We start from the raw sequence: 21,399 nt of genomic DNA, 5'->3' as shown, positions 1-21,399 counted from the left end.
AAAGCCATGGCATCAGGCACAAAGCTGCTGGATCGGGTGACGCCGCGCACGATTGACGAGGCGGAATGCGCCGCGTCGGTGCTGCTGGCGATCCTGTTCGCGCATCTGCTGGGCGCGCATCATGTCTCCTGGGCCGCCTTTGCCGGCTATATGGTGATGCGCGGCCATGTGACCGAAACGCTGATGCGCGGGGCGCTGCGCATCGTCGGCACGGTGGCGGGCGGCGGGCTGGCGCTGGCGGCGGCGCCGGTCATATTGCCCGGCTGGCCGCTGGCCGCGCTGGCGATGATGCTGGTGGGCACGGTCAGCCTCTATGCCGCGATCACCTCGCGCCGTTCCTATGCCTGGCTCTTCTTCGGCCTGACCTTCGCCATGGTGATGCTCGACAAGCTGGAGCATCCCGATATCGCGCTGCGCGATTTCGTCCAGACCCGCATATTGGAAACGATCGCCGGCATCGCCGCCTGTCTGGTCGTCAGCCTGTTGTCCACGCTCACCCTGCGGCGGCGCTGGCCCGCCCCGCCCGCGCCGCCGCCGCCCAGCGCGCGATGGCACCGCGATGCTTTCCGCCACGCCTGTCAGGCCGGGGTCGCGCTGGCCCTGCTGGTGGCGCTGGGCGCGGCTTTCCGCCTGCCCGCGCTGGCGCAGGGGGCGATCATGGTGATGGCGGTGATGGTCCTGCCGATCACCGGTATCGGCCATAGCGGGCTGGCGCCGGTCAGCCGCCGCATCCTTCAGCGGATCATCGGCTGCGGCGTCGGCGCACTCTTTGCCGCCACCTTCCTCTTCGCCGCGAACGGTTCGCCCGCGCTGCTGCTGATCGGCACTTTGATCGGCGTGACGCTGGGCCGCCATCTGGAAAATGGCGACCCGGCCCATCGCTATGTGGGCACGCAATTCACGCTGGCCGTGCTGGTGACTTTGGTGCCCGATCGCTATGACGCCGTCGGGCTGGAACCCGCGCTCGAACGGCTGATGGCCATCTTCGTGGGGATCGGCGTGCTGCTGCCGGTGCTGCTGATCGGCCATGCGCTGGGCGTGCGACGGCCGATGGAGCCGGCGATCCCGCCACAGGACGAAGCGGGCGGCGTATAACTATCCTATCCCCTCTCCCATCGTCATAATCGCGCCCGACCTTGAACATCGCCCCTTTCCGATAGGATCAAGGCAGCGCAACAAAATGTCAGAAACCGCGGGAAACATGCGAAGTTAAGCGGCGCAAATCCTATTTTCGTCGCTGGCTTTCGCAGGGAATAAACCACCCCCGGCAAGCGTAAGCCGGTCATGAATGCCCATAGCCCGTTCCCGACCGACCAGAATATCGTCCCCCTGCGCCCCGACCGGTCCGGCCGTCGACCGATCCGTGTCGCGCTGTTTTCCGGCAATTATGATTGCGTGCAGGATGGCGCCAACCGGGCGCTCAACCGGCTGGTGGGGCATTTGCTGCATCGTGCCGGGATGGCGGTACGCATCTATTCGCCGACCGCGCCTTTGCCCGCTTTCCAGTCGATCGGCGATGTTCGATCGGTGCCCTCGCTCGCCATTCCGGGCCGCCCGGAATATCGGGTCGCGATCGGCCTGACGCGCGGGGTCCGGCGCGATCTGGAGGCCTTCGCGCCAGACATCATTCATTTGTCCTGCCCCGACCGGCTGGGGCGGCAGGCGCAACATTATGGCCGGTCACGCGGCATTCCCGTCGTCGCCAGCCTGCATACCCGGTTCGAAACCTATCTGGACTATTATCGCCTGTCCTTCCTGCGCGGGACGATGGAACGCTATCTCGATCGCTTCTATGGCGACGCGGACCTGATCCTGGCGCCGACCCCGCCGATCCGGGACGAGATGGCGGCCCGCCATGGCGCGGACAGGGTTTCGATCTGGAGCCGGGGGATCGATCCCCATGGCTTTTCGCCTGTCCTGCGCGATCCCGCCTTCCGCGCCGCCCATGGCTATGAAGAAGGCGATATCGTCCCGCTCTTCTTCGGGCGGCTGGTGCTGGAGAAAGGCCTTGGCATCTTTGCCGATGCGATCGCCGCGATCCGGGCGCAGGGCCATCATGTCCGCCCGCTGATCGTGGGCGAAGGACCGGCGCGCGGCTGGCTGGCCCAGCGCCTCCCCAACGCCACCTTCCTGGGACATCAGAGCGGCACCGATCTGGGCCGGGCGGTGGCCAGCGCCGACCTGCTGATCAACCCCAGCGTCACCGAAGCGTTCGGCAACGTCAATCTGGAGGCGATGGCCTCCGGCCTTGCGGTGCTGTCGGCCGATGTGCCGAGTGCCAGCGCCCTGATCGACCACGACCGCACCGGCCTGTTGCTGCCGCCCGCCGATGCCACCGCCTATGCCGACGCCGCCATCGCCCTGATGCGCCATCCGGACCGGCTGGCCGCGATGCGGCAGGCGGCGGCGCAGGCAGCATCGGTATATCGGTGGGAGGATGTGCTGGATGCCGTGGTGCAGGCTTATGCCGGTCTTCTGCCGCGTCAGCCATCGTCCCGACGGCTTGCCGCTTGCCCGCCCCGCACCGGCACGGGATAAGCGACGATGATGGACGACCGGCACGACATGGAAGCGGACCTGCTGGCGATGCGCCGCTATGCGCGCGTCCTGGCCCGTGACGATGTGGATGCCGACGATGTCGTGCAGGACGCCCTGCTCCGCGCGATCGAGCGCAAGGCAACCTATCAGCCCGAACGCAGCCGCACCCGGTGGCTGCTGGCGATCGTCCATAATGTCTTCGTATCGGGCAAGCGGCGACAGGCGGCCGAAGCCCGGCGCAACGACCGTTTTGCTGAGAGTCTGACGTCCAGCATCGATCCGCAGCAGGAGGAGCATGTGCGACTGGCGGAGATTGCGCGGGGCTTTGCCGCCCTGCCCGACGCCCAGCGCGCCGTGCTGCACCTCACCGCGATCGAGGGGATGAGTTATCAACAGGCGGCCGATGTGCTGAGCGTGCCGATCGGCACGGTGATGTCGCGCCTGTCGCGGGCACGCGCCGCGCTGCGCGAAAACAATGGGACAGGGCCGCGCCTGCGGATTGTGGGAGGACAGGATGACCAATGATGTGAACGCGCTGGAGATCGACGCCTATGTCGATGATCAGCTGGACCTGCCCCGCCGCTTCGTGGTGGAGACGCATCTGTCCCGCCATCCCGATCAGGCGGCGCAGGTCATGGCCGACCTGTCGACCCGCAGCGCGCTTCGGCTGATGACGCCGCAGCCGGACAGTCCGCTACAGTCCATGCTCGACAGCGCCGTCCGGTTGCAGGCAATGCCCATCCGACCACGCTGGCGCCGCGCCCTGCCTCTGGTCGCCCCGCTCGCGGCAGCCGCCGGGCTGGCGTTCGTATTCCTGCGTCCCTCCGGTCCGCCCGACTATGTCGACTATGCGGTCAATTCGCACCGCATCGCGATGATGCGCGCGGCCATGGTGTCGCAGGTGGAAACACCCCGCTACGACGCGCGCGAAATCGCCTTTAACACCAAGATCGCCATGCCGCATCTGCCCGACGACTGGCGCGTGACCGACGTCCAGCTCTTCCCCACCGAACGCGGTCCGGCGCTGGTGATCGCGGTCAAGACGGAGGGGGGACAGAATTTCTCGCTCTTTGCCCTGCGCGATCGCAGCCGGGCGCCCGAGCGGCCCGACGCGGTGCAGGAAGGCGCGGAATCGGTCGCCTATTGGCGGCGCGGCGACATGTCCTATGCACTGACCGGCAGCGGCGAACCGCGCCTGATGGACGCCACGGCGGAGGCATTGACGCGCGACTGGTCCTGAAGGCTGGAGAGGGCCGTCATAACGGGCTATCGCTCTCTCCATGACCCAGAATCATCTCTACCTCGTCGACGGCAGCGGCTATATCTTCCGCGCCTATCATCAGCTTCCCCCGCTCACCAACCAGCATGGCCAGCCGGTCGGCGCGGTCTATGGCTATACGACGATGCTGTGGAAACTCGCCGAGGAACTGGGCAAGGCGGAGGGACCGACGCATCTGGCGGTCGTGCTGGACAAGGGATCGCACACTTTCCGCAACGACATGTACGACCAGTATAAGGCGAACCGTCCACCCGCACCGGAGGATCTGGTCCCGCAATTCCCGATGATCCGCGACGCGACCCGCGCCTTCTCCCTCCCCTGTATCGAGGAAGCCGGGTTCGAGGCCGACGACATCATCGCCAGCTATACCCAGGCCGCCGTGCGCGCGGGATGGCATGTCACCATCGTCAGCTCCGACAAGGATCTGATGCAGCTGATCCAACCCGGCGTCGACATGTACGACACGATGAAGAATGAGCGCCGCGGCGCTGACTATGTGGTCGGCAAGTTCGGCGTGCAGCCCGAGCAACTGGGCGACGTCCTCGCGCTGATGGGCGACAGCGTGGATAACGTCCCCGGCATCCCCGGCATCGGGCCGAAGACCGCGGCGAAGCTGATCACCGAATATGGATCGCTGGAGGCCGCGCTGGAGGCGGCCCCTTCGATGAAGAAGTCGAAGATGCAGGAAAACCTCATCGCCCATGCCGACATGGCGCGACTGTCGCGGCGGCTGGTGGCGCTGCATGACAGTATGGACCTGCCCGAACCGCTGGACGATCTGACACTCAAGGGCATTCCCAAGGAACCCTTGCAGGAATTCCTGTCGCATCATGGTTTCAAGACGCTGCTCAACCGGCTCGGCGCGCCTGCCGCTGCCGTCGCTGTGGCAGCGACAGCCACGACAAGCGTGGCAATCGCCCCCACCGCACCGGCACCTGCCGAAGAACCCGCGATCGATCGCAGCCTCTACGAGACGGTCGTGACCGAAGACGCGATCGATCGCTGGATCGCCGCAGCTTATGCCGAGGGTCTGGTGGCCGTCGATACCGAGACGGACATGCTGGACGCCGTGTCCTGCCAACTGGTCGGCATCAGCCTGGCCACCGGGCCGAACAAGGCCTGCTACATCCCGGTCGGCCATGGCGGCACCGACATGTTTGCCGAGCGGCCGGAGCAACTGGACAAGGCACTGGTCATCACGAAGCTGAAGCCGCTGCTGGAGGATGACTCCATCCTCAAGATTGGCCAGAATCTGAAATATGACATGACCGTCCTGCGCCGTCATGGCATCGAGATCGCACCTTATGACGACACGATCGTCATGAGCTTCGACCTTGACGCCGGGCAGAGCCTCGCCGGTCATGGCATGGACGAAGCGGCGAAGACCCACCTCAATCATACATGCATCAGCTTCAAGGAAGTGGTCGGCACCGGCAAGAGCCAGATCAGTTTCGCCGAAGTCCCCCTGCCCCGCGCCACCGAATATGCGGCCGAGGATGCCGATGTCACGCTGCGCCTGTGGAAGCGGTTCAAGACGCGCGTCGCCAATGAGGGCGCGAACCGCGTCTATGAACTGGTCGACCGCCCGCTGGTCGGCGTGATCGCAGGCATGGAGCATCAGGGGATCAAGGTCGATCGCGAGCATCTGTCCCGCCTGTCGGCCGAGTTCACCGCCGGCATCGCGGCGCTGGAAACGGAAATCCACGAGATTGCAGGGCAACCCTTCGCCATCGGCTCCACCCAGCAGCTTGGCGCGATCCTGTTCGACAAGATGGGTTACAAGGGTGGCAAGAAGGGCAAGTCGGGCGCTTACTCGACCGACGTCACCATCCTGGAACAGCTGGCCGCCCAAGGCGCGCCGATCGCCGGCAAGGTGCTGGAATGGCGGCAGCTATCGAAGCTCAAATCCACTTACACCGACGCGCTTCAGGCGCAGATCAACAAGGATACGGGCCGCGTCCATACCAGCTACTCGCTGACCGGTGCACAGACCGGCCGTCTGTCCTCGACCGACCCGAACCTCCAGAATATCCCGATCCGCACCGAAGTCGGCCGTCAGATCCGCCATGCCTTCGTCGCGGAACCGGGCAATGTCATCCTGGCGGCGGACTATAGCCAGATCGAACTGCGGCTGGCAGCGCATATGGCCGATGTGCCGGCCCTGAAAGAAGCGTTCGAGGCGGGCGAGGACATTCACAACCGCACCGCGCAGGAATTGTTCGGCGAGGTCAATCGCGATACGCGCGGCCGGGCGAAGACGATCAACTTCGCCATCCTCTATGGCATTTCGCGCTGGGGGCTGGCCGGTCGGCTGGAAATCAGCGCGGACGAGGCGCAGGACATGATCAGCCGCTATTATGAGCGCTTCCCCGGCATCAGCATCTATATCAACGAGACGATCGAGAAGGTCCGGGAACGCGGCTATACCGAAACGCTGTTCGGCCGGAAAACCTGGTTCCCGCGCATCAAGGCATCGGTCCAGCACGAACGGCAGGGTGCCGAACGCGCCGCGATCAACGCGCCGATTCAGGGCACCAGCGCGGACATCATCAAGCGGGCGATGGCACGCATGGGACCGGCGCTGGAGGCGGCGGGCCTGCCCAACGTCAGGATGCTGCTGCAAGTGCATGACGAACTCGTGTTCGAACTACCCGAAGGCGATGTGGACGCGGCCAGCGCGGTCATCCGGCAGGTGATGGAAACGTCCGCCGAACCGATCGTGAAACTGAGCGTCCCACTGGGCGTGGAGATCGGAACGGGGCCGAGTTGGGGCGCGGCGCATTGAGGATTGAGGAGATCGAGGAAGTTGGGATCGATGCAGAAGGCAGAATTTACATCTGCCCTACCCAAACCAGCTTCGATCATATTTATCGGGCCGCTATGGAAGTGTATTGGGATAAATCAAAAAGGCGATTGCATAGCCCTATTCCTCGCAAATTGAGTGTTGACCAATGGTTTTCTCAAATCTTGGCTGCTGCTGTCGACGAATATGGTATCCAGCTTAAATTACAGCCCAGCACTCTTTGGGTTAACGTGCCCGAAGAGGTGCGCTCACGTTTGCAAGCGACACCCACGTAAAAACTCCCGTCATGCCAGCGAAGGCTGGCATCTCACTGCCTTTTGACACATCCTCGCCAAATGAGCGGCGGCTGGGTCTATATCATGACGAACCGCGCCTATGGCGTGATGTATATCGGCGTAACGGCCAGCCTGCCGCACCGCGCCATGCAGCATCGCGACGGAACCGGTTCCGATTTCTGCCGCCGCTATCGGCTCGACCGACTGGTCTATGCCGAACGGCACGCAACGATCATGGACGCGATCACCCGCGAAAAAGCCGTGAAGGCGTGGAAACGCGACTGGAAGATCAATTTGGTCGAAAGCATCAACCCGAAATGGGTCGACCTGTTCGACACGCTGCATCTGGACTGAGGAAGGGAGATGCCAGCCTTCGCTGGCATGACGAGAGCGAGAGGATCGCCCATCCCCACCCATCACACCAGCGAACGCTGAAATCTCTCTTCTCTTTACGGCAACGGAAAAGGCCGGCCCCATCGGGGCCGGCCTTTTTGTCAATCGAACAGCTCTTCCAGAAAGCTCTTCTTGCGCTTCTTCGGGTAGCCGCGCCCGTCGTCGCGATAGTCGCGATCTGGCCGGTAACTCTGCTGCGCAAACGGCGCGGGTTGCGGAGCCGCCCCGCTTGCCTGCGCCGATCGTTCGATGATCTTGTCCAGTTCGCCCCGGTCGAGCCAAACGCCCCTGCATTGCGGGCAATAGTCGATTTCGACACCTTGCCGGTCCGTCATTGCCAAACCGACATGACAGACCGGGCAGAGCATCGCCGACACGGCGGCCTGATCGCGCATTATTCGCGTTCGCCCGTCAGGCTGAGCAGCATCTGGAACAGGTTGACGAAGTTCAGGTAAAGCGACAGCGCGCCCATCACCTGCATCTTCCCGGCAACCTCATGGCCGGCATAGTAGAAATATTCCGACTTGATGCGCTGCACGTCCCAGGCAGTGAGGCCGGTGAAGACCACCACGCCGATGATCGAGATGACCATCGCCATCGCCGACGAGCCGATGAAGATGTTGATCAGACTGGCCACCATGATGCCGATCAAGCCCATGATCAGGAAGCTGCCCATCTTCGTCAGGTCGCGCTGAGTGGTGTAGCCCCACAGCGCCATGGCGAGAAACATCACCGCGGCCGAGAAGAAGGCCTGCGCGATGCTGCCGCCGGTGAAGACGAGGAAGACGCTGCCCAGCGACACGCCCATCACGGCGGCGAAGGCGTAGAAGGCGGTACGGGCGCCCGAGGTGCTCATCTGCTCCATGCGGAAGCTGAAGAAGAAGACGAAGGCCAGCGGCGCAAAGATCGCGACCCACTTCAGGGGCGTGCCATAGATGGCGGCGGCCAGCGCCGGGGTGTTGCCGACCAAGGCGGCGACCAGCCCGGTAATGACCAGGCCGATACCCATATTGCGGAAGACGCCGAGCATGTGCGCGCGCAGGCCGGCATCGGTCTGCGCCGTCTGGCTGGCACCATAGCCCGGCGTGCGAACGGGATTATTCATGAGAAACACTCACTCCATCATCAAATGTGATTCGAGTGGCCCGGCGCAGTGTCCTGCGGTCCTGAGAGGGGGCTTTTGACCGCAAAACCTGCACCGAGCGCACTCGATGCGGTCCGACATCGCAACAGGATCAAGGGGGAGATCCATGTCGCCAGAGGGGCCCGGGCCGCTCCAGCAATATCGGATGACCAAAGGCCGCCTGCAAGGGATCGGCCCGCCCGCAACATTTTATTACAATTGCGGCCGATCCCCCACATCATCCGGCCTTGCGCGCCTGCCCCACCGCCTTGATGAAGGCCCAGACATCGGCGGAGAAAGGCGGGGTCTGTTCGGCCTGCCATTCATCGATATTGTCGTAAAGCTGCGTCACTCCCTGCGTCATGGCAGGCGTCGCCACCGCCATGAAGGGTGCCAGCAGCGCCTGCCATTCGTCATAGAAGGCCCCGGCCTGCGCCGACGCCGGGTCTAGCGGCAGCGCTTCGACGATACGGGCGGTCAGGTCCGCCCATTGCGCTCCATAGGCCGCCTGATCGAAATTGGCGGGCAAGGCCCCCTGCGCATCGGCGAAATCCGCTTCCGCCTGCGCGCTCATATAACGGTCGGTCACAGTCTTCCATTTTTCCTGATCCATATCGATATCTCCGGTTCGGATCAGCGAGCAAAGGGTCGCGGCATCGAGCGGCTCGCCACGGTCGATGCGGGACAAGGCGGTGGCGAGATGGGCGCGCGCTTGCACCAGCCCCTGCGCCTGTTCGTCCAGCACGGCGATCTGCGCACGCAGCAGCGGCGCCAGATCGACCGGCCGGTCGTTCAATAGTCGTTCAATCTGGGACAGGCTGAAACCGGCCCGTTTCAGCGTGATGATCCGGTGCAGCCGGGCCAGTTCGTCCCGGCCGAACAGCCGCCGCCCCGAAGCGGTGCGCAACGGCGCGACAAGGCCGCGCCCTTCGTAGAAACGCAGCGCCCGACTGGTCAGGCCGGTCAGGCGGGCGACGGCGGCGATATCCATCAGATCGGTCATGGAGCCGGGATAGCGGTTGACGCTGGGTCAAGTTCAAGCGCTTTTTTGCCTTATGCGCGCTGTTGACGCCCGGCCCTTCTGACGACATGGCTGGCCATCATGTCCGACGACCAGCATATCCCCGCGCCGCTGCGCCTGTTCAACAGCCTGACCCGCACGATCGAGCCGTTCGCGCCGATCGAGGATAATCATGCGCGCGTCTATAGCTGCGGCCCGACCGTCTATAATTATGCCCATATCGGAAACCTGCGCGCCTATGTGTTCGTCGACACGCTGCGCCGGACATTGTTGTGGAAGGGGCTGAGCGTCACCCAGATCATCAACATCACCGATGTCGGCCATCTGACCAGCGATGCCGACGCCGGTGATGACAAGATGGAAGCCGCCGCGCGGGCGAGCGCGAAGAGCATCTGGGATATCGCCGCCCATTATACCGAAGCGTTCAAGTCGAATGTCGCCGCGCTCAACATCATGGCGCCCAGCGAATGGACCGTCGCGACCGACTATGTGCCGCAGATGATCGCATTTGCAGAGAAGATCGCGCCCGACCATTGCTATGAGCTGGAGAGCGGCCTCTATTTCGACAGCACAACCGTCCCCGATTATGGCGCGCTGGCCGGCGGGCGGGACGATGCGGCGCACGCCCGGATCGATCCGGTCGCAGGCAAGCGCAACGCATCCGACTTCGCGATCTGGCGCAAGTCGCCGCCGGGCGAGCAGCGCCAGATGGAATGGGACAGCCCCTGGGGCAAGGGCGCACCGGGCTGGCATCTGGAATGCTCCGTCATGTCGCAGGCCCGCCTTGGCCAGCCGTTCGACATTCATACTGGCGGCATCGACCATCGCGAGATTCACCACCCGAACGAGATCGCCCAAAATCAGGCCTTCCATAGCTGCTGCGGCGAACCCGATGTGGCGGCGGCGGGCTTCACTGGTGCGCGCTGGTGGATGCACAATAATTTCCTCGTCGATCGCCAGGGGAAGATGAGCAAATCCAAGGGCGGCTTCACCACGTTGTTCAGCCTGATCGACGCGGGCGTGCATCCGATCGCCTACCGCCTGCTGTGCCTTGGCGCCCATTATCGCAGCGAACTGGAGTTCAGCGCGGAGAATCTGGCGGCAGCGCTGACGCGGCTCAAGCGGCTGGTCATGGGCGTGGAAGGTCTGAAGGCGCGAGCCGAGGGCGTGACCTGGCAATCGCCGCGCATCGACTATCTGCGGGCCAATCTGCACCCCAAGCTGGCGCCGCTGCTGGAGCAGTTCGATGCCGCGATCGCCGACGATCTGATGACACCGCGCGCACTGCCGCTGCTGGAAGAGGTCATTGGCATGAAGAAGGTGCCGGTGGACGAGAAGCTGTGCCTGATCGCCGCCTTCGATTCTGCGCTGGGCCTCAACCTGCTGACGCTGAGCCGCGCCGACCTGCGCGTCCAGCCCAAGGATGCGCAGATCACGCCGGAGGAGATCGAGGCCGAACTGGAACGCCGCACCGCCGCCCGCGCGGAAAAGGATTTCGCCCTGTCGGACGAGATTCGCGATGCCCTGATTGCGCGTGGTGTGGAGGTGATGGACGGCGATCCGTTGCGCTGGGACTGGCGCCTGACGCTGGCCTGATATCGTAACGGCGGGGGGCTGACCCATGCTTCACTTGACGCCTGCCTGCGTCCGGCCGACAACATATTCGGGTCGATAGATGGTGGGGGCGCGATGAGTCTTTCCGCTTACCGATCGGCTGTCCTGCTGGCGCTGGCTATTGCCACGCCTGCAAAGGTGATCGCTGCGCCGGTCGCCTTTTCCGCTACCGATCCGCGCCATGCCCGGCTGCACCGGCTGGAAACGCAGGCGTTCGACCTCTACAATAGCGATGATTATGCGCTGTCCATGTCGCAGAAGACGCGCGACGCCTGGTTGCGCCTGCATGCGGCTGCGATCCGAACCAAGGTGAATGGAAAGGCGCATCCGCTGGCCGGCGTGGCGCTGGTCAACCTGGCCGCCATGGATCAGATCGACGGCAAAAATCCCGATGCGCTGACCCGGTCGAACGAGGGGTTGGCGCTGCTGGCGCCCTTTGCCGACGCTTATCCGATCGCCTGGATGCAGGGGCTGTCGGTCAAGGCCTATGTCCAGATCGCGCTGGGCGACGTGCCGGGCGGCGCCGACACGCTGGCGCAGGCGAGCCATTATATGGATGGCTATATCGCCCGGACGCCGGTCGACAAGCTCGACAAGGATACGCAGATGCTGCGGTCCAACATCGCCTTTTCCCATGCGCAGGCGCTGACCCGACTGGGGCGGAATAGCGAAGCGGTCGAGGCGCAGAAAGCCAGTATGGAAGCGCGGATCGCGGCGGCCGGGCCGGACAGCGCGGACACGATCGGTTCCTATTATGGCTATGCGCAGATGCTCCAGCGCGCGGACCGCGACGCGGAGGCGGAAGTCTACGCCCGGCTGGCGGTGGACAAGGCGACCGACCATGTCGACCGCAAACATCCAAGCTATGCCCGTGCGCTGGAGGCGCTGGGCCTGCTGCTGTCGCGCACCGGGCGGCGCGCGGAAAGTCTGGACTATCTGCAACGCGCCATCGCCATCAAGCGCGAGACGGTGGGGACCGACAGCCTCTATTTCCAGTTCGGCTTGCAAAATCTGGGATCGGTGCTGCTGCCGCTGGAACGCTATGCCGATGCCGAGCCGCTATTTCTGGAGGCCGAACGCGGCTTTCGCAAGATCGAGGGTGACAGCAGTCCACAATCGGCCCGCGCACTGGCCTTCGCCGCATCGGCGGAACTGGCCGAAGGACAGCGCGAACAAGGGATAGAGCGGCTGGAGAGCGCGCTGGCGCGGGTCCATGCCGAATCGGACAAGGATCGCGAGATCGGCCAGCGGGTCTATCCCTATCTGATCCCGGCGCTGATCGCGGCAGGCCAGACGGATCGGGCGCGTACCGCCGCTACCGCCTTTGCCGCAGAAACGCAGCAACTGGACAATGCGCCTGCCTTCCCGCTGGCGCAGGCGGCGATGCTGGCGTCCTGGACGACGCCGGATCACACGGCTCTGAGCGAAAATGCCCGGCGACTGGCCGGGGTGGTGCGCGATGGCGCAACGATGAACGACAATGGCGAACTGACGGAAGATCAGCGCTCCGCTCTGGATACGCTGCTGGCGGTTGCGGCGGAGACGCAGGATAGCGCACTCGCACTGGATGCGATGGCCGTGCTGGCGGGATCGCGCATCGCGCAGGCCAATCGTCTGGTCGCGCAGCGGTTGGTGGCCGATCCAGTGCTGGCCGGCCGGGTTCGCGCGCTACAGGACAAGGGCAAGGCGCTGGAAGCGGCGGACCGGGACTTGCTGAAGGCGCTGGCCGTGGACAGCGGCGTGACGGAAGCGCGCGCCGCACGGGCAGCGGTGGCGGCCGATGTCGAGGCAGAGCGCGCTGCCATCGCCCGCGCCTATCCCCGCTGGGTCGAGGTACGGGGTGGCGAGCGACCCGACCTGTCGGCGTTGCGGGCTGGCCTCGGCAAGGATCAGGCGCTGCTGGCAGTGATGCCGGCCTTTGATGGCGTCTACCTGCTGGCGGTGAGCGCCAATGGCACAAGGATCGAGCGGGCAAAGCTGGACCGCGCGGCCATGGTGTCGCTGGTCAACCGACTGCGCCTGTCGCTGACGCCGGTGGGGTTCGATCAGGCAGCGGCGCAGACACTGTATGACCAGATTTTCACGCCCGGCATAGTGGCGGCGCTGGGCAAAGCCCCGATGTTGCGGATCGTGCCAACGGGGGCCTTTGCCTCCCTGCCCTTCGCCATGTTGCCGCAGCGCCCCGTGGCGAAGGTGGATCGCCGCACGCCCTGGCTGATCCACCGCTTCGCGATCGAGGTGCAGCCCGGCTTTGCCATCGATGCCGACAAGCGCACCCGGATCGCGACACGCGACCAGCGTTTCCTGGGCATCGGCGCGCCACAGTCCTTCGCCAGCGCCGTGTCCGCCCCGGTTTCACGCGGTGGCAATGCTCTGCTCGCGGCCAATCATTATTTCCGCAACGGCGGCGCGGATGCGCATGCCCTGTCCGAACTGCCTGCCCTGCCCGGATCGCTGAACGAGTTGCAGGCGGTCGCCCGGCGTTTCGGTGCGGACCATGCGACATTGCTGGTCGGCGCGGATGCCAGCGAAGGGGGGCTGAGGGCGCAGGACCTGTCTGCCTATGGCGTGATCCTGTTCGCGACTCATGGGCTTGTGAGTGGCGAGATGGAGGGCGTGACCGAACCGGCGCTGGTCCTGTCACCTCCGGCCGCCGCCAACGCCGATGAAGATGGCCTGCTGACCGCATCGGAGGTCGCGTCTATGCGGATCGGCGCGGACTGGGTGATTCTGTCCGCCTGCAACACCGCGGCGGGCAATGATGCGCAGGCGGCGGCCTATTCCGGGCTGGCGCAGGCGTTCCGCTATGCCGGCGCGGGATCACTGCTGGTGTCGCACTGGCCGGTGCGGGACGATGCCAGCGCGTTCGTGACGCTGGAGACGGTCAAGGGCGCCAATCGCGGACTGCCCCGTGCGGTTGCGTTGCAGCGGGCGATGCTGAAGCTGATCCGGTCGAAGCAGGACAATGCGGCGCAGCCCTATATCTGGGCGCCGTTCATCCTGATGGGTCGATGATCCCGCATCCGGGATAGTCCTTATAGGTTTCCGTGAACGGAAAGCCGATGATCCGGAGCGAGGCGGCCCAGCAGAGAGCGCCGTCCCCGGAGTGAAGGACTGTTCCGATGATCGCACTTGAAACCCGCTATGGCTTCCGTTTCGACATTCGTCTGGCGACGCACAGCGATGAGCCGGCGCTGGCCGATTTCTTTGCCGAAGTGACCGAAGAGGACCGGCGGTTCCGCTTCCTGTCGGCGGTGCGGCAGGTCAGCCCCAGCCAGTTGCATGCCATGACCGATTTCGATCATCACCGGCATGAGAGCTTTGTGGCCTTTGCGCCGGAGAGCGGCGCGATCATCGCGGCGGCGACGCTGGCGGTGGACCCGGAAGGCAAGACCGGCGAGGTCGCCATCTCCATCCTGCCGGATCACAAGGGCAAGGGGATCGGCTGGACGCTGCTGGACCATGTCGCGCAGGAAGCGCGGGCTTGGGGCGTGACCCGGCTCCAGTCGATCGAGAGCCGGGACAATCGCGCCGCGATCAGCCTGGAGCGGGAAATGGGCTTTTCCGCCCGCGCCATTGAGGGTGATCCGGCGCTAGTGCTGCTGGAGCGGGCCTTTTAACCCGCTTCCAGCGCCGCGCCGGCTTCCATCCACACTTCCTCGGCCGCTTCCAGCTTCTTTTCCACGTCGGCGCGCTTGACCATCAACTGGCTGGTGGTCAGCTTCGCTTCGGCACCGGTGGCCGATTTGGGATCGGACAGGACGGCGTCGATGCGCTTGCGCTCGGCGATCAGGCTGGTCATTTCGCGCTCCGCCTTGTTGACCGCGTTCTTCAGCACCTTCTGCTTTTCGCGCCATTCGGCGGCGGCTTTCTTGTCGGCCTTGCGGTCGACCTTGGGCGCGTCGCCGCTGCTGCTGGCATTGCCGTCCGCCTTGCGCAGGATGATGTCGGTATAATCATCGAGCGACCCGTCGAAGGGCTGGGCCGTGCCGTTGTCGACCAGCACCAGACGGTCGGCGACCAGTTCGATCATGTGCCGGTCGTGCGAGACGATCACCACCGCGCCCGAATATTCGTTGAGCGCCTGCACCAGCGCCTCACGACTGTCGACGTCGAGGTGGTTGGTCGGTTCGTCGAGGATCAGCAGATGCGGCGCGTCGCGGGTAATGAGGGCGAGCGCCAGACGGGCGCGCTCGCCACCCGACATGGAGCCGACCTTCTGCGTCGCGCGCTCGCCCGAAAAGCCGAAGCGACCGAGCTGGGCACGGACCGCGCCGGGGGTCGCGCCCTTCATGACGCGGGTCATATGTTCCAGCGGCGTGTCGGTGACGTCCAGTTCCTCCACCTGATATTGGGTGAAATAGCCGACATTCATCTTGGCCGAGCTTTGCATCGTCCCTTCCATTGGGGCGAGTTGCGCGGCGATCAGGCGGGCCAGCGTGGTCTTGCCGTTGCCGTTGCGGCCGAGCAGCGCCAGCCGGTCGTCCGGATCGATGCGCAGGTTGACACGGCGCAGGATCGGCGTGTCGGTATAACCGACGGACGCCATGTCCATGGTGATCAGCGGCGGGCGCAGTTCGGCCGGGCTGGGAAAGCCGAAATGCAGGGTCGGATCTTCGATCGCGGCGGCGATGGGCTGCATCCGGGCCAGCGCCTTGGCACGGGACTGGGCCTGTTTCGCGGTCGAGGCGCGGGCCGAATTGCGGGCGACATAATCCTGCAACTTCTCTCGTTCCGCCTGCTGCTTGGACCGGGCCGCTTCCTGCTGGGCGAGGCGTTCGGCGCGCTGCCGTTCGAAAGCGTCGTAACCGCCGGGATAGAGGGTGATCTTCCCGCCTTCCAGGTGGAGGATATAGTCCACCACATTGTTCAGCAGATCGCGTTCATGGCTGATGACGACCACCGTGCCACGATAGGCCTTGAGGAAATTTTCCAGCCAGAGCGTGGCTTCGAGGTCGAGATGGTTCGACGGTTCGTCGAGCAGCAGCAGGTCGGGATTGGAGAAGAGCAGCGAGGCGAGCGCCACGCGCATCTTCCAGCCGCCCGAATAGCTGTCGAGCGGACGGCCCTGCATTTCTTCGTCAAAGCCGAGGCCGACGAGGATGCGGGCGGCGCGGGCCGGGGCGGTATAGGCGTCGATCGTGGTCAGCCGCTCATAGATATGGCCGAGGCGATCGGGATCTTCGGTATGCTCCGCCTCCGCCATCAGTTCGGCGCGTTCCTTGTCGGCCTCCAGCACGGTGTCGAAGGGGGTCGCGGTGCCGGAGGGGGCTTCCTGTGCGATATAGCCCAGCCGCGTATCGCGGGGCATGTCGCAACTGCCCTCATCCGGATCGAGCTGGCCGATCATCACCTTCATCAGGGTCGACTTGCCCGCGCCGTTGCGGCCGATCAGGCCCACACGGCTGCGCGGCGGCAGCGCAGCGGCTGCGCGGTCAAGGATAGTGCGGCCGCCCAGGCGCACGGTGATACCGTTCAAGTTAAGCATGGGGGCGGCCTGTAGCAGAGGTGCGCCGGGTGGTGAAGGTGTTGGCGGTGCGTTTTGCAGGGGGGCTTAGCGTTGCGAAGTTCACACTGTCGTGGGCCACGCAAAAGTGCGGCGGACGCACGGGTGGCGTGAATTTCGCAATAGGAAAATTTTGCGAAATGGCGCGCGCCGGGATGTGGGGCGGCGCGGGACGCGAAAGGGCGGACGGTGGGAAAGAGCGGGGTGGGATTATGGCGCAGAAGTCAGATGTTGGACAGGAATTTGGCCGTAAAGAGACTGGCAGGTTTGCTGTCAGCTGCCCGAGATAGCTGCCGATGAAGAACGCTGCTGGCAGACACCATATCTCCGGGCGTATGAGCAAGATTGCTCCGTTCGCCTTACAGAAACAGTCGTGTTCCGGCGCGATCTGCGGCCAATCCTCGGAGCTTGCAATCTATTCGCAGTAGCAATATGTGCGCTGCACAATCAGGCCTACTTTTGGGGAGCATCACATAATGGACCGCATCAATTCCCGCCTCCGGGCCGGGACGAGCGCGCTTGCGCTGGTTTTGGCCATCAGCGCCACAGCCCCCGCGTTCGCCGACGAAGCTGCGACCGATGCCGAGCCGCAGGACGTCAGTTCCTCGGAGATCACCGTGCTCGGCACGCGCAGCGAAGACTACAAGGTCGATCAGCTGACCACCGCCACGCGAACCGGCACCAGCATTATGGACGTGCCGCAGTCGATTCAATTTGTGCCTCGCGATGTCATCGACGACCAGCAGGTCCTCGATCTCACCAGCGCACTGCGCAACGTCAGCGGCATCCAGGCGGGCACCGACGCGGGCAACCGTTCGGAAAGCTTCACCATTCGCGGCTTCCGTTCCTCGTACTATGCCATCGATTCGATCATGCTCAGCCCCGCGATCGAGACTAACGACAGCTACCGCGACCTTGCCAACGTCGAGCGCATCGAAGTGCTCAAGGGTCCGGCCTCGGTTCTCTACGGGCGCGGCGATCCGGGCGGCCTGATCAACATCGTCACCAAGCAGCCGCGCTTCGAGCGAGGCATGAACTTTTCCGTCCAGGGCGGCAGCAACAACTTCATGCGCGGACAAATGGATGTGACCGGACCGGTCGATGCCGCCAAGACTCTGGCGGTGCGTTTCATAGCCGCCGCGCAGACCGGCGACACCTTCCGCGACGTGCTGCAGCCTTATCGCCGCCAGTTCCTGTCCGGTTCGGTCTTGTGGGAACCGAGCGATCGCACCCGCGTGATCGCCAGCCTAACTTTCGCGCACCAGAAAAACCAGACCGATCGCGGCATTGTCGCCACCACCGACGCCGACGGCGATCTCGTGGTCGATCTGCCGCGCGACCGCTTCTTGGGCGAAAAGTGGGCGACCACCGAATCCAGCCGTTACGAATTCAACTACCGCATCGAGCACGAACTCGCGGACTGGCTCACGGTCCGCCAGATCGGCCATTATGACGAGGGCAAGCTCGACCTGTTCGGCATCAACTATGGCAACGCCGTTGCCGTCAATGCCACCACCGGCGCGCGCACCCTGACGCGCACCGCCGTCGAACAGCACGAGCAGAACCACAACTACGACGCGCAGGCCGACATGGTCGCGCGCTTTTCCACCGGCAGCATCGGCCATACCGTCGTGGTCGGCGGCGAATATGTGAAGTCCTATCGCTTCCGCACGTTCGCCCGCGCCACGCTGGCGCGCATCGACATCGACAACCCGGAATACGGCGCGCAGCCGAGTGCGTTCGTCCCCGCCGCCGACCGGACCGTGCGTTCCAAGTCGCTTTCGGGTTACGTGCAGGACCAGATCGACATCGGCGACCAGATCAACCTGCTTGCGGGCGTACGCTACGACCATGCGCAGCAGTCGGATTTCGGCACCACCCAGTACGCTTCGGACGACAAGGCCTGGTCGCCGCGCGTCGGCGTGGTGTTCAAGCCGGTGCCGAACGTCTCGCTGTTCGCCGACTTCACCCGCTCGTTCCAGTCCAAGCCCGAACCGACGATCGACGGCAAGCCGATCGATCCCGAAAAGGGCAAGCAGTACGAGGCAGGCATCAAGGCCGAACTGTTCGGAGGTCGCCTCGCCTCGACGCTGTCGGTCTACCAGCTCAAGCGCGAGAACGTGACGCAGCAGGACCCGAACAACGTCGGATACAACATCAACGCCGGCGTGCAGCGTTCGCAGGGCGTTGAATTCGACATGTCGGGCACCATCACGCCTGCCGTCAAGGTCATCGCCAACGGCGCCTATACCGATGCGACTGTGCGCTCCTCCACCGACTACGCCAAGGGCAACAAGCTGATCGGCGTGCCGAAGTGGAGCGGCAGCCTGTGGGTCACGCTGGAGCCGGTCGACGGCCCGTTCAGCCGCTTCGGCCTGGGCGGGGGCGTAGTCGCCGCAAGCAACCGCATGGGCAATCTGGAGAACACCTTCTCGGTGGGCGGCTACACCCGCTTCGATTCCAGCCTGTGGTACAAGCTGGCCGACAAAGTGCGTCTGACGGCGAACGTCAAGAACATCACCAACGAATATTACATCTCCAGCACCGTCTCGCGCGCGCAGATCACGCCGGGCGAGGGGCGCAGCTTCCTCGTCGGCCTGAGCGGAGGGTTCTGACGATGAGAAAGGCATTCGCCGCCGCGCTGCTGGCGCTGGCCATCCCCGCCGCCGCCGCCTCCGCAGCGGCAGCGGAGGCCGGCAAGGTGCTATTCCTGATGCGCGCCGATGTGCCGGGCGGTTCCGCCGACCCGGCGGTCAAGGCGCGGCTGGAGGCGCTGGGCTACACCGTCACCACCAGCGGGGGCCTGGACGGCGCGCCCGATCCCTGCGGGTTCGATCTCGTCGTCATGTCCTCGACGGTGCGCTCCAACCAGTTCACCGCCAACCGCCCGGCGATCGCGCGCTGGCGCGACATGGGCGTGCCGCTGGTGACCTGGGAGAACGACCTGCTTGACGACTTGTGGATGACCGGCCTGCGCCGCGACACCGACTTCGGCGAACTGGAGACGGGGCACTACTTCTGGCTGGTGCGCGCGCCGCACCCGATGGCGGCGGGCATTCCGGCAGGCCTGGGCACCTGGACCGAGGCCCGCACGCCTGCGGGCTGGGGCAAGCCGGGCCTCGGCGCCGACGTCATCATGACCTGGCCCGGAGAGCCGGACAAGGCGACCTTGTTCGGCTACGAAGCAGGCGCGACGATGGACCACGACCACCTCGCCCCGGCGCGCCGTGTGTTCATCGGTATGGAAAACAACAGCTTCAACCGCATGACCGACACCGGCCGCACGCTGTTCGACGCAGCCATCCAGTGGGCGCGTGCGGGCGCGAAAACCTGCAAGGTGAAGAAGTGAGACGCGCTCTTGGCCTCGTGCTGGTTTCCGCGCTTTTCGCTGGCTCCGCTTCGGCGCAGGACAGCGGGCCCATCCCCGAGGCGCAGCCGCTGCTGGCGCGCTACGTGCTGGCAAGCGGCGCACTCGCTGTCGGCGGTGGTCCGGAAGCCGATGCCATCGCAGCGGCAGCCAGCGGCCTGTCCCCCCGCATCGTCGGCCCTTCCGGAGCGATGCCGCTGCTGACGCAAGGCACCATCGCGCTCGCCGTAATCCCGCGCGAGATGACCGTGATCGAGCGCGCCGCCGTGCGCCGCTTTTCCGGCGGGTTGCCGCTGGCGGTGCCGGTGATGCAGGGCCTCTACCTTTACGCCCGCTGCAACAAGGACGGCGCCGTCGACGAACGCCTGCGTCCTGTGCTGCAGGCGCTGCTCTCGGATGGCGGGCAGGCCAGGCTGAAGGTGGCACTGGCGATGTACAAGCCCCTCGATGCCGCAGCGCTCGCCGATGCGCGGGACAAGCTCGCGAGCCTGCACGGCATCACGATCCCGCAGCGCAGGCCGGGCTATCTCGCGCCGGACGGCAGCCTCTCGATCATCGGCAGCGACACGCTGACGACGATCATGCCCGAGATGCTCTCCGCCTACGCACGCCATGCGCCCAAGGTGCGCTTTACCGCCGACTTGCGCGGCTCCTCCACTGCGATGCCTGCGCTGGCGGCCGGAACCACGATCTTCGCGCCGATGGGCCGCGAACTGTGGCAGAACGACCTCGACGGCTTCCGCCAGGTCAAAGGCTACGATCCGGTACGCATCCGTGTGGCCTATGCCAGCCATGGCCCGCGCACCGATGGCAAGACGCCGCCTGCGATCTACGTCAACGCCCGCAATCCGCTTGCCGGCATGTCGATGGCGCAAGTGCAGCGCGTCTTCGCGGCCGGAGCACCAGGCGGCGACATTGCCGACTGGTCGGCGCTAGGCGGCGCGGCGGGCGCGATCCATGTCTACGGCGCGCGCGACGATGGCGGCTTCGGCTCGGCGATGCGCGCCTCGAAGCTGGACGGATTGCCGTTCAGCGCCCGGTATCAGGCGATGCCGAGCGGCAAGGCGATCCTCGCCGCCGTCGCGGCAGACCCGCTGGGCATCGGCTATGCGACATGGATCGACGCGGGCGATGCGCCTGCAGGCGTGCGCGTCCTGCCGCTTTCCGCGCATGACGGCGGCCCTTACGTCCTACCCCTCGCGGGCGCGGACCGGGGCGCTTGGCCGATCTCATACTTCCTCAACATCTACGTCGACAAGGCGCCGGGCAGGCCGATCGCCCCGGCGGCCAAAGACCTGCTGCGCTTCCTACTCTCTGACGAAGGACAGGCGATCATCGCTCGCCACACCGAGGAGGAGGATGGTTACGTGCCGCTTGATTTGCACGATCTTGTGGCAGAACGAGCCATAGCCGAAGGTTTATAAATAGCTCAATCTGTACTTACGCCTAACACCTGGTTCCGCACGGCGGATTTCAGGCG

At 65.0% G+C, this 21,399-nt stretch carries 17 protein-coding genes; 13 read left to right on the top strand and 4 right to left on the bottom strand.

Annotated elements, in window-relative coordinates:
• Positions 1-6 precede the first annotated feature (6 nt).
• The 7 genes from BMY84_RS02980 to BMY84_RS02955 all read left to right on the top strand — a co-directional run bounded on the left by BMY84_RS02980 (position 7) and on the right by BMY84_RS02955 (position 7,249).
• A complete protein-coding gene (locus tag BMY84_RS02980) occupies positions 7-1,095 on the top strand; it encodes an FUSC family protein (RefSeq protein ID WP_093080364.1) in 1,089 nt (362 codons plus the stop codon).
• Between the two features lie 189 nt (positions 1,096-1,284).
• On the top strand, positions 1,285-2,538 hold the full coding sequence (locus BMY84_RS02975; RefSeq protein WP_093080362.1) for a glycosyltransferase family 4 protein: 1,254 nt from the start codon (positions 1,285-1,287) through the stop codon (positions 2,536-2,538).
• Positions 2,539-2,544: 6 nt separating this feature from the next.
• The gene (locus BMY84_RS02970; RefSeq protein WP_093080359.1) at positions 2,545-3,063 is read left to right on the top strand and encodes a sigma-70 family RNA polymerase sigma factor; all 519 of its coding nucleotides are present in this window, start codon (positions 2,545-2,547) and stop codon (positions 3,061-3,063) included.
• On the top strand, positions 3,053-3,778 hold the full coding sequence (locus BMY84_RS02965; RefSeq protein ID WP_093080356.1) for an anti-sigma factor family protein: 726 nt from the start codon (positions 3,053-3,055) through the stop codon (positions 3,776-3,778). Before BMY84_RS02970 ends, BMY84_RS02965 begins: the two co-directional genes overlap by 11 nt.
• Positions 3,779-3,818: 40 nt before the next feature.
• Positions 3,819-6,602, top strand: coding sequence for a DNA polymerase I (polA, locus tag BMY84_RS02960; protein ID WP_093080353.1), 2,784 nt, complete (start codon positions 3,819-3,821; stop codon positions 6,600-6,602).
• On the top strand, positions 6,584-6,895 hold the full coding sequence (locus BMY84_RS28980; RefSeq protein ID WP_143074970.1) for a hypothetical protein: 312 nt from the start codon (positions 6,584-6,586) through the stop codon (positions 6,893-6,895). Before polA ends, BMY84_RS28980 begins: the two co-directional genes overlap by 19 nt.
• A 60-nt stretch (positions 6,896-6,955) precedes the next feature.
• The gene (locus BMY84_RS02955; protein ID WP_093080350.1) at positions 6,956-7,249 is read left to right on the top strand and encodes a GIY-YIG nuclease family protein; all 294 of its coding nucleotides are present in this window, start codon (positions 6,956-6,958) and stop codon (positions 7,247-7,249) included.
• A gap of 140 nt (positions 7,250-7,389) precedes the next feature.
• On the opposite strand, the gene BMY84_RS02950 is transcribed toward BMY84_RS02955, so the two are convergent.
• From BMY84_RS02950 to BMY84_RS02940, 3 genes are all read right to left on the bottom strand, one after another.
• Positions 7,390-7,683: a TFIIB-type zinc ribbon-containing protein gene (locus BMY84_RS02950; RefSeq protein ID WP_093080347.1), complete on the bottom strand. Its 294-nt coding sequence runs from the start codon at positions 7,681-7,683 to the stop codon at positions 7,390-7,392.
• Positions 7,683-8,393 (bottom strand): Bax inhibitor-1/YccA family protein, encoded by a 711-nt coding sequence (locus BMY84_RS02945; RefSeq protein ID WP_093080343.1) that lies wholly within the window; start codon positions 8,391-8,393, stop codon positions 7,683-7,685. Before BMY84_RS02945 ends, BMY84_RS02950 begins: the two co-directional genes overlap by 1 nt.
• A 256-nt stretch (positions 8,394-8,649) precedes the next feature.
• Positions 8,650-9,414, bottom strand: a complete 765-nt coding sequence (locus tag BMY84_RS02940) for a MerR family transcriptional regulator (protein ID WP_093080340.1) — start codon at positions 9,412-9,414, stop codon at positions 8,650-8,652.
• Positions 9,415-9,513: 99 nt separating this feature from the next.
• Here BMY84_RS02940 and cysS point away from each other — a divergent pair, with 99 nt between their 5' ends.
• The 3 genes from cysS (at position 9,514) to BMY84_RS02925 (ending at position 14,666) form a co-directional block, all read left to right on the top strand.
• Entirely contained in the window at positions 9,514-11,028 is a 1,515-nt protein-coding gene (gene cysS, locus BMY84_RS02935; protein WP_093080336.1) for a cysteine--tRNA ligase, read from the top strand.
• A gap of 93 nt (positions 11,029-11,121) precedes the next feature.
• Entirely contained in the window at positions 11,122-14,061 is a 2,940-nt protein-coding gene (locus BMY84_RS02930; RefSeq protein ID WP_093080333.1) for a CHAT domain-containing protein, read from the top strand.
• Between the two features lie 107 nt (positions 14,062-14,168).
• Complete coding sequence (locus BMY84_RS02925) at positions 14,169-14,666, top strand: GNAT family N-acetyltransferase (RefSeq protein ID WP_093080330.1); 498 nt, start codon at positions 14,169-14,171, stop codon at positions 14,664-14,666.
• Here BMY84_RS02925 and BMY84_RS02920 read toward each other — a convergent pair.
• Positions 14,663-16,534: an ABC-F family ATP-binding cassette domain-containing protein gene (locus BMY84_RS02920; protein ID WP_093080328.1), complete on the bottom strand. Its 1,872-nt coding sequence runs from the start codon at positions 16,532-16,534 to the stop codon at positions 14,663-14,665. The two genes, BMY84_RS02925 and BMY84_RS02920, sit on opposite strands and share 4 nt — an antisense overlap.
• A gap of 494 nt (positions 16,535-17,028) precedes the next feature.
• On the opposite strand from BMY84_RS02920, the gene BMY84_RS02915 reads away from it, so the two are divergent.
• Genes BMY84_RS02915 through BMY84_RS02905 form a run of 3 tightly spaced genes read left to right on the top strand, consistent with a single transcriptional unit; the run spans position 17,029 to position 21,343 of the window.
• Positions 17,029-19,167, top strand: a complete 2,139-nt coding sequence (locus BMY84_RS02915; protein WP_093080325.1) for a TonB-dependent siderophore receptor — start codon at positions 17,029-17,031, stop codon at positions 19,165-19,167.
• A gap of 2 nt (positions 19,168-19,169) precedes the next feature.
• The gene (locus BMY84_RS02910; protein ID WP_093080321.1) at positions 19,170-19,901 is read left to right on the top strand and encodes a hypothetical protein; all 732 of its coding nucleotides are present in this window, start codon (positions 19,170-19,172) and stop codon (positions 19,899-19,901) included.
• Positions 19,898-21,343 carry a PstS family phosphate ABC transporter substrate-binding protein gene (locus BMY84_RS02905; protein WP_143074969.1) on the top strand — a complete coding sequence of 482 codons (1,446 nt, stop codon included), beginning with the start codon at positions 19,898-19,900 and terminating at the stop codon, positions 21,341-21,343. The genes BMY84_RS02910 and BMY84_RS02905 overlap by 4 nt, the downstream gene beginning before the upstream one ends.
• Positions 21,344-21,399 lie beyond the last annotated feature (56 nt).

Source organism: Sphingobium sp. AP50, assembly GCF_900109095.1.
Classification (GTDB): domain Bacteria; phylum Pseudomonadota; class Alphaproteobacteria; order Sphingomonadales; family Sphingomonadaceae; genus Sphingobium.
This window is presented reverse-complemented; position numbering and strand designations above follow the sequence as displayed.